Raw genomic sequence first — 12641 nt, 5'->3', positions numbered from 1 at the left:
ATGGGCGCGATAAAATTTATAAAGAACTCTAAAAGCGTTATACGCTTCCGTGAAACATCGCTGAAAGGTGCTGAAATCCGGTTAACATTCCGAAAAGAGCACGAATTATCCCCAAGGGTCTGGCGTTTATATGGGGGTATGGGTTCTTACGAAGAACTGAGGAAGCCCACAATGTCCAGTGCATCGCCCTTCCGTTCCCCGATGGAAGCCGCCCCCAGCAGCGTCGACCGTCAGTCACTCACTCGTCCCCTGCAATTCATCGCGTTCTGGCTGGCCATCGTCACGCCACTGGCATATCCGCCGCTGCTACTGGGCGGGCTGGACAGTCAGAGCTTCCTCATCTTCGTGGGTGTCGTTGCCCTCAACGTCTTCGGCCTCCTCGCGGGCCGAGGATACGGTGATCCCGCCTGACCTGGCCGGGACTCCCTCCCCTCCACGCTGGCATTTCTGGCACGCAGCTTTCCGGTTATACCTCTCGAACTCTTGTCCGCTATACTGGCGTCCGTCCAGTATCTTCTCGGTCTTCGGACCAGCTCCGTACCGTACAGCGGTCTCACCGCTTCTGATTCTGGCCCATCTACTATATCCGTCAAAGACTGCATACTCGACTGTTACACACTGCCTAACAGCACCTGTCGCAGCGACGCGGCGTCGTCGGCGGTTTCGTGGACCATCGACAGGTCCGTCTCGTCGCCGTCGCCGCGGAACCCGACGGTCGTCATCCCGGCGGCGACGGCGGCGCGTGCGCCCGCGGTGGAGTCCTCGACGGCCCAGCAGTCCTCGGGCGCGACGCCCAGCTCCGCCGCGCCGCGCTCGTAGATATCCGCCTCCGGCTTGCCGGGGCCGTCGATGTCACCGGCGCTGATGGCGACGTCGAACTTCGAGAGGTGGTCGAACCGCTCGTCAGCCACGTCGATCCAGGCCCATGGCGCGGACGTCGTCAGCGCCAGCGCCACGCCGGCGTCCCGAAGGTCGTCAAGCAGTTCGTGCGCCCCGTCCAGAAAGGTCGCCTTTTCGCCGTAAATCCGTTCGCCGTGCTCCTCGAACAGTTCTTCGAACGCCTCGCGGCTGATTTCGAGGGTGTACTCTGCGTCAAGGTCCGGATAGACCTCCCGGTAGTTCCGACCGGTAATCGCGGAGACAGGGATGTCGTCGTTCGGTGCGGCCGTCGGAAGAATATCCTCGCGCTGGGCTCGGACCCAGTGCTCTTCGGACCGGACGAGCACGCCGTCCATATCGAAACAGACCGCCGCCGGTGGTTCGCTCATTGCCTTCCTGTCGCTCGGCGACGGCTTTGGCTGTTGCGACTCCGGCAGCGATACGCCGGCATCGTCGCCGTCAGCACCTGCCTATTGTGACCCCGTCCGCGGTGACATCGTGTTCGCGCGTCAGTCAATCGTCCACGGCGGCCGGGCTGGTTCCGTCGATATCTGTCGAGTCCCACTCGTCCGTGTCCGTGTCGTCACTGACCTCGAACTCGTCGACCAGGTCCTCCAGGTCGTCCGCGAGGCCGGCGACCGACTGGACGTTCTCGGAGACGCTGGTGAGTGAACTGGACTGTTCCTCGGAGGCGGCCGAGACGTTGCTGGCCTCCGCGGCCGTCTCCTCGCTGACGCTGCTGACCTCGTCGACCATCGCCACGACCTCCTCGGTGGTGGCGGCCTGCTCGTCCGTGGCGTCGCTTATCTCCGTGACGCCACTCTCGGCGTCGTCGACGACCTCGGCGATCTCGTCGAACAGATCGATGGCGTTCTCTGTCGTCTCGACGCCGCTCTCGACCTGGTCCCGCATCGCTTCGATGTCGTCGACCGTCTCGTCCGTCGAGTCCTGAATCTCGGTAATGAGCGACTCGACTTCCTCGCTGGCCTCGCCGGCTTCCGACGCGAGGGACTTGATCTCGTCTGCGACGACGGCGAAGCCTTCGCCAGCCTCGCCGGCCCGTGCGGCCTCGATGGAGGCATTCAGGGCGAGCATGTTCGTCTGCTCGGCGATGTCGGTGATCATGGCGACGATCTCGCTGATCTCCTCCATCTCCGCCTGGAGGTCCGAGACCTGGTCGACCGCGTCGTCGGCCCCGTCCTCGATCTCCTTGATCTCGGCGGACGCCTCGGCGGCCTGTTCGCTTCCCATCTGCGCCCGCTCGGCTGCTTCCTGTGCCGTGTCGGCCACGTCGACCGACGAGGATGCTATCTCCTCGATGGTCGCCGACATGTCGTTCATCTCGTTGGCGACCTCCTGGAGGTTGCCGGACTGGGTATCGGCCCCGCTCGATATCTCCTGGACCGACTCGGCGACCTCCTGGCTCGCCTCCTCGATCTCGGTCGTACTCGCGGCGACTTCCTGGCTCGCCTCGTTCACGTCCTGTGCGATTGACTGGACCTTTGCGATACTTTCGTCGACTGCGTCGAGGCCCTCGTCGATGTTCTCGAGGACGTCGCCGTAGGCACCGGGCAGGTCGGTGTCGAGATCCTGGTCGAGGTGACCCTCCCGGAGATCCGCGCTCACGGCCTCGAGCTGTTCGAAGCTCTCCGAGAGCTGCGTGAGGCCGGAGTTGAGTTCGCGCATGACCTCGCCGTAGTCGCCGGGGAGATCGGTATCGAGGTCCTGGTCTAGCTCCCCGGCACGGATGTTCCGGCTCGCCCGGCTGATCTCGGTGAAGCTCGCCCCGAGCTGGGTCATTCCGTCTTCGAGCCCTATCATTATTTCCCCGAACTTCCCGGGCATGTCAGTCTGTATCTCGTCGTCGAGATCACCCTCCCTGAGTGAGTCACTGACGGATTCGATCTGGTCGACCTGCCGGTTCAAGTTCGCCTGCATATCCTCGAAGGCCGTCACCATCTCGCCGATCTCGTCGTCGCCGGTCGAGATGTCGTCCGTCTGGTCGAACTGCCCCTTGGACAGTGCCATCGCTCGGTCGCGGACCTGTTCGATCGGCTTCGAGATGTACCTAGCCGCTGCGTATCCCATCACCGAAACCACGATAGCCGCGAGACCGAACAGTCCGATGACGAGGTTCTGTGCGGAGTCCGTCGTGCTCTGGAGCGTCGCGCCGAGCGCGGCAATCGGTTCGTTGATGTCCTGTTCGGGGACGGTCGCGACGAGGGTGAACTGCTTGTCACCGAGTTCGAGCGGCGCGAAGCCGGCGTACTTCGTGACGTTCCCCTCGCCCTCGACTTGCTTCGTGTGGGTCGTCATTCCCGACTCGCCGGCGAGCATCTGGTTCTGTGCGATCGTCCCGAGTTCAGCACCGTACTCCCCGTCTGCGACGTTCGTCCGCTGTTCGATCATGGCCCGGTCCGGATGGCTGACGATCTCGCCGTGGTCGTTGAGGATGTAGAGGTAGCCGCTCTCACCGACCGTCACGCGGTTCGTCGTATCGGTGATGAGTGAGTAGTTGAACTGGGTCGCGACGACGCCGCGGAACTCGCCGTCCCTGTACACCGGCGTGGAGATGTACATCGTCTCGTGGCCGTCCGAAGTCCGGACCTCGTCGAAGTAGGCCTCGCCCTCGCTGCCGGACGCGGCACTGGTGAACCACTCCGCATCGGCGTATGATTGCGAGCTGTCCGAGCCGGTCGTCACCTCCTGACCCGTCCGGTCTGCGTGGATGATTTCGTCCCCGTTCGGACCCGCGAACGTGATCTGTTCGTAGGCCAGGTGTTCCTCGTCACCGACGGTGACCGTCCGCGTCAGGAGGTACCGCTCGAAGGAATCCGCCATTTCGGTTTCCGCATCGGTGACTGCGGTCTCCTGGAGCTCGTAGTAGTAGACGCTCGGCGCGATGACCCAGTCGAAGGGCTCGTAGTAGGTATAGGCGATGAACTTCGTCATCTTGGGGTTGCCCTCCTGGGTCGTGTCTTCCCACTCGTACTCGGCGATGCCCCATTCCTCGCCGTTGCGGATCGCCTGGTCGGACTCGATGGTGGCTTTGATGTCGTCGAACACGACCAGCGTCCCGCCGCTGTCTTCCTTGAGGTTGTGGCCGTCGTCGAGGCTGTGGTGGACGACAATGTTTGAGTCGCTGTCGGTGATGTAGGCGTATCCCGTATCACCAAAGTAGCCGGGCTGGAACGAGTCGTACATGGTCCCGGCCGGGCGCGTCTGGTCCCCGGCCGTACCGCCGATCATCGACTCGACTTCCTGCTTGACTTGCTCCTGTTCCGAGGGCGAGAGGTCCTCCCAGTCCCGGCCGTCGTACTGCTTTTCCAGCACCATCTGCATCGCGTTGTCGATGCTGGTACGCATCTGGAGGGACGTGTACCCGAGCTGGCGCTGACTCGACTCCTGAACGAGCTCCATCTCGCCGTCCTGCGCGGCCAGGTAGTTCTCCATCGTCGAGGAGTCCGACAGCGACCGGACGTCGACCTCGCGCTGGTTCATCTGGTTCTGAATGCCTTCCTGTCGCGCTTCGACGCTGTTGTTCAGCTGGTCGGTCATCGCCCCCCGGAGGTAGTTCCCGCTCTGGGTCTGGGCGTCCTGATTCAGCTGTCCCATACTGTTGGCTGACAGCAATCCGACACCGGCTAGCGGTGCCAGTGAAATTGTAAGGAGTAAGACTATTAGCTTTATCTGCAGGTCCATACCACGGGTCGTCTAATCCGGAAGTTAATCCTTACCGCCGCATTCTTCGAATTGATAATTAATGGCCAAAACGCTAATAAACGTGGATGAACCAGGTTTCAATTCTATATAATTACAACCCAGATGACGGCTCCCCCTCTCGATTTGCTGCCGTCTCCGCTGTCGGTTTTAGCTATCAAGCACACAACCAAATTCGTGTGAACGTTCAAATACCAGCACGGGCCCAGACCGGTCCATGCACGACGGAACCTGTGTGATGGCTGGCGAGTGTACGACTGTTTTCGAGGGAACGCGCGAGCGGGAACAGCGCGGCGACGTGCTCATCGTCGTCAAACCGGACAACACCGTCTTGGTCCACGACGCCGTGGGGTATCAGCCGGTCGCGTGGCTCACGCGCGCCGAAAGCGTCACTATCGACGAGGGGACGGTGACCGCCCGTGACGGCGACGAACTCCTCCGCGTGGTCACCCACGAGGAACACGGCAGCGCCCGCTATCCGGCCTCGAACGCCGGTGTCCCGGTACGCGACTGTCCCGACTGCGGCGGGACGCTTGTACGCGCTCGGAGCGAAGTCACCTGTACCGGCTGTGACGCCTCGTACGGGATTCCGAGCGATGCCGCGGTCACCGGCGGCCGTTGCGGAGACTGCGGACTCCCCACGCTTCGGGTGGAACGCGGGCGGGTGTTCGAACTGTGTCTCGACCGGGACTGTGATTCGCTGGACGACGCTGTCACCGCGGCCTTCGACCGCGAGTGGGACTGTCCCAACTGCGACGGCGACCTGTTGATTCTCCGCCGGGGCGGCCTGCTCGCCGGCTGTGAGCACTATCCCGATTGTGACACCGGCTTCTCGATGCCGTCCGGCGTCGTCGTCGGCGATTGTGACTGTGGCCTGCCACTGTTCGAAACCGCCGGCGGCACGCGCTGTCTGGACAGTTCCTGCTCGGAACTGGTGTGAGTTCTGATACTACACATCCGCGGCCGCTGTAATCAATACACCATCTCTGACGGTTCGGACCCGCAGGGGCTTTGTCGCCGCGGGGGCCACGTCAGAGCATGGAACTGACGCTCGACGATGATGTCGTGCGGGCCGGCTACGAGGCGCGCGAGCGGTTCTACGACTCGCGCGGCTACGGGAAGGTCCGCAACGGCGACATCGACCTGGCCCCGGTGGAGGCCGCACACCTCCTCTACCGCGGGGATATCGAGAGCATCGACGGGATGGACTTCCGCGCCTTCCTGGGGTCGGCGGCCGTCTCCGAGGTCGATTTCGCCGTCTACAAAGACCTGCGGGACCGCGGTTTTTACCTCACGCCCGCCCGCGAAGGATGGGTCGACGACGCCGCGGGCGCGGACTTTGTGGTCTACCCGCGGGGAAAGGGGCCGTGGGACAACGAAGTGGCCTACCGCGTCCGGGTTATCGGCGAGCGTGATACCGTCGACGCGACGGCCCTGGGCGACTGCGTTCTGGCGGTCGTCGACGAGGAGAGCGAGGTCACGTATCTCGACACCGACCGGCGCGACGTTACAGGGACCAGCGACGCCGCCGTCCCGACGACGGAGGGCGAATTGCTCGCCGAGCGGGTGGTGTGCTGGGAACCGCCGGCGGAGCTGTACGATCAGGCATTCTACGGGCAGCAACTCGGCGACGACGGCGCGGTACAGCTCTCGCTCGTGGAGGCCGCGTATCTCGCACAGGAGGGGCTGCTCACGGTCGATGGCGGGGCCGACGCTGTCGTCGGGCGGGGTCGCGAGGTCGAGGGCGACCGCTTCGACCGTCGGCTGGCCGTCTATGCGGCTCTGCGAGCGAGCGGCGTCGCTCCGAAGACTGGCTTCAAATTCGGCGCGGATTTCCGGACCTACGCTAATGTCGAGAGCGCCGAGAACCTCGGGCACTCGGAGCTCCTCGTCCGAGTATTGCCGGCCGACCACCGATTCGAGCCGCGGGACCTCGCGCTGGACGTTCGCCTGGCCCACGGCGTCCGGAAGACGATGGTGTTCGCGCTCACGGCGGACGGCGGCGACGGTAGTGGCGATAGCGGCAACAGCAACGATCTCGAGTGGATCGCCGTCGAGCGGCTGACGCCCTGATTTGGTCGCCACTTCACCGGCCGGTGGTCATTCAGCTGTCCCCTGATACGCCGCTCTGTGTGGCGCACCGAAACGAACCCTTTTTGCGCCGACCGGGACCAAAGCACCTGTAACGTGGCTCACCGCGAGCCGAGCACATCCATGACGACAGACGATTCCCACCACGACGACGCATCGCCCGACGAGGACCGCCGCCAGTCGGGCGGAGAGTGGCGGGAGTCCGACGCCCGCTCCGGCGGCGAGTCGGTGCTACCGGACGGCGGCACTGAGGCCGAGGGGGCCGACGAGGCGACGCTCGACCCCTGGGGCTCCTCGACTATCGCCGACTACCGCAAACTGTTCGAGCAGTTCGGCATCGAGGAGTTCGACGAGGTGCTCCCCGAAGTCCCCAATCCCCACTACCTGATGCGGCGGGGCGTCATCTTCGGCCACCGGGACTACCGACCGGTCGCCGAGGCGATGCGCAACGACGATCCCTTCGCCGCGCTGTCGGGGTTCATGCCGACCGGCGACCCGCACATCGGCCACAAGCTCGTCTTCGACGAGATCATCTGGCATCAACAGCAGGGCGGGGACGCACACGCGCTCATCGCCGACCTCGAAGCCCACAGCGCCCGCGGGCTCTCGTGGGATGAAATCGACGAGCACGCGACGGACTACGTCCTCTCGCTGCTCGCGCTCGGATTCGACCCCGACGAGGGGACGCTGTATCGCCAGTCGGACAACCGCGAGGTGCAGGACCTCGCGTTCGAACTCGGCGCAGAGGCGAACTTCTCGGAACTGCAGGCCATCTACGACTTCGACGGCGAGACTGACATCTCCCACATGCAGTCGGTCGTCACCCAGATGGCGGACATCCTCTACCCGCAACTGGACGAGCCGAAGCCGACGGTCATCCCCGTCGGCCCGGACCAGGACCCCCACATGCGGCTGGCGCGGGATCTCGCCGCGCGGATGCGGTACTTCGGCGTGACGGAGGCCTTCGCCAGTTTCGAGGCCGACGCCGTCGAACGGACGCTGCTCCGGCAGGCCTACGACGCCCGCGAGGAGTACGCCGAGAACGCCGACCGGCCGCGGTGTGGCGAGGCCGCCGACTGGCTGCGCGACCATCAGCCAGCGCCCGCCGACGCCCGTCAGTCCGTCGTCGCCAAACTCGACGAAGCCGGCAAAGAACCGCTCCGCCCGCGAATCCGGTTCCTCGACCGCAACGCCACCGACGCAGCCTTCGAGGCGCTTATCGAGGCCATCGACGGGGAGAAACGGGTGTACGACGAGCACATCGACACGTTCGACCTGGACCACGCCGAGGCTGAGGAGCTGGCTCGCCAGGTCGAACTCGACAACGGCGGCTACGGCTTCCAGCCGCCCTCGTCCATCTACCACCGGTTCATGACCGGCCTCACCGGCGGCAAGATGTCCTCGTCGATTCCGGCCTCGCACATCTCGCTGCTGGATGACCCGGAGGACGGCTACGACAAAGTGAAATCGGCCACCACCGGTGGTCGCTCCACAGCCGAGGAACAGCGCGAGAAGGGCGGGAAGGCCGACGAGTGCCCGGTGTACGAGCTGTACGCCTATCTGCTCTCGGGCGACGACGACGAGTTCGCCAAGGAGGTGTACGACGAGTGTGTCGGCGGCGAACGGCTCTGTGGCGGCTGCAAGGAGCAGGCCGCCGAACTGATGGCCGAGTTCCTCGAAGACCACCAGGAGAAACGCGAAGAGTGGGAGGACAAGCTCGACGAACTCGATATCGACCTCGACTCCGACCGCGCGCCGACGACCGCGGACTGAGAACCGAGCCGAGACACCCCGTCTCGTGTCGAGACGAGTACACGCGCAACGCTTTTAGGCGCTAATCACAATCGCTCAGATATGGCACCCGAATCCCACCGTGCCGGCGTCGCTCGCCAGCTATCCGACAGTCCGGGGTTCGGCTTCTTCTTCGCTGCCTGATCGTGTGTGGACTCTGACGGCGTCGAGAGGCGTGGTCAGACGAAACCGCGAACAGGAAGTGAGAACCGTTAACTGAGCGACCCGCGGTTATCCCCACAAGACCGAGACACCCGTATGAAACGACCACAGGCACAGGTGGCCGTCCTGCAGGCCGCCGACGCACAGGAAGACAGGCGTATCGACGACGTGGCTGCGGAGGCTGACCTCAAGCCGGAAGCGGCCACCAGAGCGGCGTTCGAACTCGAATCCGACGGGCTGCTCGCCGTCGCCGAGGAGACGCTGGAACACTACGAACTCACCGAGGAGGGCGACCAGTACGTCCGGGAGAGCCTCCCCGAGCAGGACCTCTACGAGGCGGCCGTTGACGCCGGCGCTGCCGACAACCCGGTCCAGATGGGGCAGGCCATCGGCGCGTCCGGCCTCGAAGGCGGCGCGGTCGACATCGCGCTCTCGAACTACGCCCGCAAAGCCTACGGCGGGATCGACAGCGGCGAGATCACGGCCAATCCGGACGCCGACCCCGGGTCCGACCCCGAGATGTTGGCGCTGGAGGCCGTCGCCGATGGACGCGTCGCGGACGCCGACGCGGACGCGCTCGACCAGCTGGAACGGCGCGGCCTCCTTGACGTGCGTGAGGAAACCGTTCGGTCGGTCCGGCTCACCGACGACGGCGTCACCGCGCTGATGGAGGGCGTCGAAGCCGCCGAGACCGTCGACCAGCTTACCCCCGAACTGCTCACCAGCGGCGAGTGGGAAGACGTGGCCTTCACCGAGTACAACGTCGAGGCCGACGCCGAGGACGTGAGCCACGGCAAGGAGCACATCCTCCGCCAGACGGCCAACCGCGTGAAGGACACGCTCGTCGGCATGGGGTTCTCCGAGATGGAAGGCCCCCACGCCGACGCCCAGTTCTGGATCAACGACTGCCTGTTCATGCCCCAGGACCACCCGGCGCGAACGCACTGGGACCAGTTCGCCCTGGAGGAGCCAGAGGAGATCGGCCACCTCCCCCCGGACCTCGTCGAACGGGTCCGCTCGGCCCACAAGGAAGGCGTCGGCCCTGACGGCGAGGGGTACCACTCGCCCTGGACCGAGGACATCGCCCGCGGGATGGACCTGCGCGGGCACACCACCTCGCTCTCGATGCGGTACCTTTCGGGCCATCAGGTCGGCGAACTCGACCCGCCCGAACGCTACTTCAGCGTCGAGAAGGTGTACCGCAACGACACGCTCGACCCGACCCACCTGCTCGAGTTCTTCCAGATTGAAGGCTGGGTGATGGCCGAGGACCTCTCCGTGCGGGACCTGATGGGGACGTTCACGGAGTTCTACGAGCAGTTCGGCATCACCGACCTGGAGTTCAAGCCCCACTACAACCCCTACACGGAGCCGAGCTTCGAACTGTTCGGCACCCACCCCGAGACCGGCGAGGTCGTCGAGGTCGGCAACTCCGGTATCTTCCGCGACGAGGTGCTCACGCCGCTCGGCGTCGACTGCGACGTGATGGCGTGGGGCCTCTCGCTCGAACGACTACTCATGCTTATGTACGGCTTCGAAGACATCCGCGACGTGCACGGGACGCTGTGTGACCTTGAACTACTGCGGGAGACGGAGGTGATTCGCTGATGCCGGTCGTCGACGTTGACCCCGACGAACTGCGATATCTGACCGGCCACAGCGAGAAAGACGACGACGAACTCAAGTCGGACCTGTTCGACCTCGGCCTCGAATTCGAGGGCTGGACCGAGGACGACGAGTTCCAACTGGAGTTCGCGCCGGACCGACTGGACCGCCTCTCCGTCGAGGGGGTCGCCCGGTCGCTGCGGTATCACTACGGCGACGACCGCGGGGTGGAGATTCCCAACACGAACAGCGCCGACTGGACCATCGAGGTCGAGGACCAGCCCGACGAGCGCCCCTACGTCACCGGCGCTATCGTCCGCGGCCTGGACATGGACGACGCCGCGCTGGAGTCCCTCATCCAACTGCAGGAGAAGCTCCATGCGACGATGGGCCGCAAGCGAGCGAAGGGTGCGATTGGGGTTCACGACCTGACGATGTTGAAGGGAGCGGCCGCGACCGACGGTGAGGGCAAGTCCATCACCTACACCAGCGCCGACCCCGACGAGGCGACGTTCGTCCCGCTGGACGCCGACGCGGAGATGACCCCCGGCGAGGTCGTGGCGTCCCACGAGACCGGCCAGACCTACGGCGACCTCGTGGCCGACTTCGACCGCGTGCCGGCCATCTACGACGCCATCGGGCTGTTCTCGTTCCCGCCAGTCATCAACGGCCGCCGGACCGAGGTCAGCGTCGACTCCCGGGACCTGTTCATCGAGATGACCGGGACCGACCAGTGGACCATCGACCACATGTGCAACATCGTCTGCTACGCGCTCGCCGCCCGCGGCGGCCAGGTCGAGAAAGTCGACGTGTCCTACGCCGACGACGCGCCCGGTGAGTACGCCGGCAAGACGCTGGAACGGCCGGACTTCTCGGTACGAACGAAGACGGTCACGCACGACCGTATCGAGTCCATCCTCGGCGTCTCACTGGACAGCCGCGAGGTCGTCGACTACGCCGAGCGCGCCGGCCTCGATGCGACCGAGACGGAATCCGATAACGGCGTGGCTTACGAAGTCGAGGTTCCGCCCTACCGCGTCGACGTCATCCACCCGCTCGACATCATCGACGACATCGGCCGGGCGCTCGGATTCAACAGCCTCGAACCGACGTACCCCGACGTGTCGACGGTCGGCGGCCGCCACGAGCGGTCCAGACTGGAGGACGCCGCCCGCGACGCCCTGGTCGGCCTGGGCTTCGAGGACCTGCTGAACTTCCACATGATAAACGAGGCCGAGAACTTCGAGCGGATGGGGCTGTCGGTCCCGCCGGCCGACGAGCAAACCGCCGAGACCGTCGGTCAAGCCGACCCGGTCACCATCCAGGAACCCTACAGCGAGGACTACACCATCCTCCGGACGTGGGCGCTCCCCTCCATCATGATGGTGCTCGAAAACAACACTCACCGGAGCTACCCACAGGACCTCGCCGAAATCGGGCTGGCTGCCGGCCTCGACGACTCCGAGAACACCGGCGTCGCCGAACACCGGACCGTCGCGGCCGCGCTCGCGCGCACCGACGCCTCCTACGAGGACGCGAAAGCCCGACTGCAGGCGCTTGCCGATGCCTTCGACAAAGACCTCGAAACGCCGCCGACCACGCATCCATCGTTCATCGGCGGCCGCGTTGCCGAAGTGGTTCTCGACGGCGAGCCGGTCGGCGTTATCGGTGAAATCCATCCGAAGGTGCTCGTCGAGCACGATCTGGAACTGCCGGTCGCCGCCTTCGAGTTCCGGCTCGACGCGCTGGAGTAAGTTCGACTACGAGCGAAGCGAGCTGTTTTTTCGCCCACGTTTTTCAAGGAGCGGTATCCGAAGCGAACGGCGTGAGCGAGGCTACCCGACGCAGAAAAAGGTGGTTGCAGCACGATCTGGAACTGCCGGTCGCCGCCTTCGAGTTCCAGCTCGACGCGCTGGAGTAAGTTCGACTACGAGCGAAGCGAGCGGTCGATTTCCCGGCCACCTCCTCGTCGGTCTCGATAACGATGGCTGAGGAGAGCTTGTTGAACAACCGGACTCCGTCTTCCTCGTAGGCCAGCCCACGAGGATGTCTAGGAGTATAGGGGAGCAGGAACGCTTTCCCGAAACTCTCGATGGCTGTCGTCCCGCAGTCGATGGCGTCGCCGCGTTCGTTCGTGACGGCGATGTTCATCACCATCTTCCCGACCGACTGGCCCTGTCGACCTTTGAGGACCGTCCAGTAGATGAACAGGCCGAGGCCGTTCAGGCCGATGGCTGGGGTGGTAACTGAGAGCCCCGGGTCAGCAGTGAGAACACGCCAGCGGCCTCGCCCAGTGCGGAGAGGACGATACCGACGAGCGGGACGTCGAGGAGCCAGGCGAGAAAGCGGTCGTCCCAGGCGGCGATGTGGTGGGTGCGGGGACTGTCGCCCAT

8 protein-coding genes and 1 pseudogene are annotated in these 12641 nt (G+C 64.8%); 6 read left to right on the top strand and 3 right to left on the bottom strand.

Going from position 1 to position 12641, the window contains the following annotated elements; all coding sequences use genetic code 11:
* The first annotated feature begins 171 nt into the window (after positions 1-171).
* Positions 172-411 (top strand): hypothetical protein, encoded by a 240-nt coding sequence (locus ACOZ4H_RS00755; protein WP_424327524.1) that lies wholly within the window; start codon positions 172-174, stop codon positions 409-411.
* 200 nt (positions 412-611) lie between these two features.
* On the opposite strand, the gene ACOZ4H_RS00750 is transcribed toward ACOZ4H_RS00755, so the two are convergent.
* On the bottom strand, positions 612-1268 hold the full coding sequence (locus tag ACOZ4H_RS00750; RefSeq protein WP_424327523.1) for an HAD family hydrolase: 657 nt from the start codon (positions 1266-1268) through the stop codon (positions 612-614).
* 124 nt (positions 1269-1392) lie between these two features.
* Complete coding sequence (locus ACOZ4H_RS00745; RefSeq protein ID WP_424327522.1) at positions 1393-4494, bottom strand: methyl-accepting chemotaxis protein; 3102 nt, start codon at positions 4492-4494, stop codon at positions 1393-1395.
* A 322-nt stretch (positions 4495-4816) separates the two neighbouring features.
* On the opposite strand from ACOZ4H_RS00745, the gene ACOZ4H_RS00740 reads away from it, so the two are divergent.
* The 5 genes from ACOZ4H_RS00740 (at position 4817) to pheT (ending at position 12002) form a co-directional block, all read left to right on the top strand.
* Positions 4817-5539 (top strand): DUF91 domain-containing protein, encoded by a 723-nt coding sequence (locus ACOZ4H_RS00740; protein ID WP_424327521.1) that lies wholly within the window; start codon positions 4817-4819, stop codon positions 5537-5539.
* 98 nt (positions 5540-5637) lie between these two features.
* Positions 5638-6672 (top strand): tRNA-intron lyase, encoded by a 1035-nt coding sequence (gene endA, locus ACOZ4H_RS00735; RefSeq protein WP_424327520.1) that lies wholly within the window; start codon positions 5638-5640, stop codon positions 6670-6672.
* Positions 6673-6813: 141 nt separating this feature from the next.
* Positions 6814-8463 (top strand): tryptophan--tRNA ligase, encoded by a 1650-nt coding sequence (locus ACOZ4H_RS00730; RefSeq protein ID WP_424327519.1) that lies wholly within the window; start codon positions 6814-6816, stop codon positions 8461-8463.
* A 276-nt stretch (positions 8464-8739) separates the two neighbouring features.
* Positions 8740-10251 (top strand): phenylalanine--tRNA ligase subunit alpha, encoded by a 1512-nt coding sequence (locus ACOZ4H_RS00725; protein ID WP_424327518.1) that lies wholly within the window; start codon positions 8740-8742, stop codon positions 10249-10251.
* Positions 10251-12002 (top strand): phenylalanine--tRNA ligase subunit beta, encoded by a 1752-nt coding sequence (gene pheT, locus ACOZ4H_RS00720; protein WP_424327517.1) that lies wholly within the window; start codon positions 10251-10253, stop codon positions 12000-12002. Before ACOZ4H_RS00725 ends, pheT begins: the two co-directional genes overlap by 1 nt.
* A 196-nt stretch (positions 12003-12198) precedes the next feature.
* Here the strand turns inward: pheT and ACOZ4H_RS00715 are convergent.
* Positions 12199-12641, bottom strand: a pseudogene (locus ACOZ4H_RS00715) (RDD family protein); the annotation flags it as partial.

The organism is Haloarcula amylolytica (genome assembly GCF_049705545.1).
Lineage (GTDB): Archaea > Halobacteriota > Halobacteria > Halobacteriales > Haloarculaceae > Haloarcula > Haloarcula amylolytica_B.
The sequence above is the reverse complement of the archived record's forward strand: the minus strand, read 5'-3'. Positions and strand labels throughout refer to the sequence as shown.

Coding starts and splice junctions, on each gene's coding strand:
- ACOZ4H_RS00725 (WP_424327518.1), top strand. CDS start 8,740: ATGAAACGACCACAGGCACAGGTGGCCGTCCTGCAGGCCGCCGACGCA.
- ACOZ4H_RS00740 (WP_424327521.1), top strand. CDS start 4,817: ATGCACGACGGAACCTGTGTGATGGCTGGCGAGTGTACGACTGTTTTC.
- ACOZ4H_RS00755 (WP_424327524.1), top strand. CDS start 172: ATGTCCAGTGCATCGCCCTTCCGTTCCCCGATGGAAGCCGCCCCCAGC.
- ACOZ4H_RS00745 (WP_424327522.1), bottom strand. CDS start 4,494: ATGGGACAGCTGAATCAGGACGCCCAGACCCAGAGCGGGAACTACCTC.
- ACOZ4H_RS00730 (WP_424327519.1), top strand. CDS start 6,814: ATGACGACAGACGATTCCCACCACGACGACGCATCGCCCGACGAGGAC.
- endA (WP_424327520.1), top strand. CDS start 5,638: ATGGAACTGACGCTCGACGATGATGTCGTGCGGGCCGGCTACGAGGCG.
- ACOZ4H_RS00750 (WP_424327523.1), bottom strand. CDS start 1,268: ATGAGCGAACCACCGGCGGCGGTCTGTTTCGATATGGACGGCGTGCTC.
- pheT (WP_424327517.1), top strand. CDS start 10,251: ATGCCGGTCGTCGACGTTGACCCCGACGAACTGCGATATCTGACCGGC.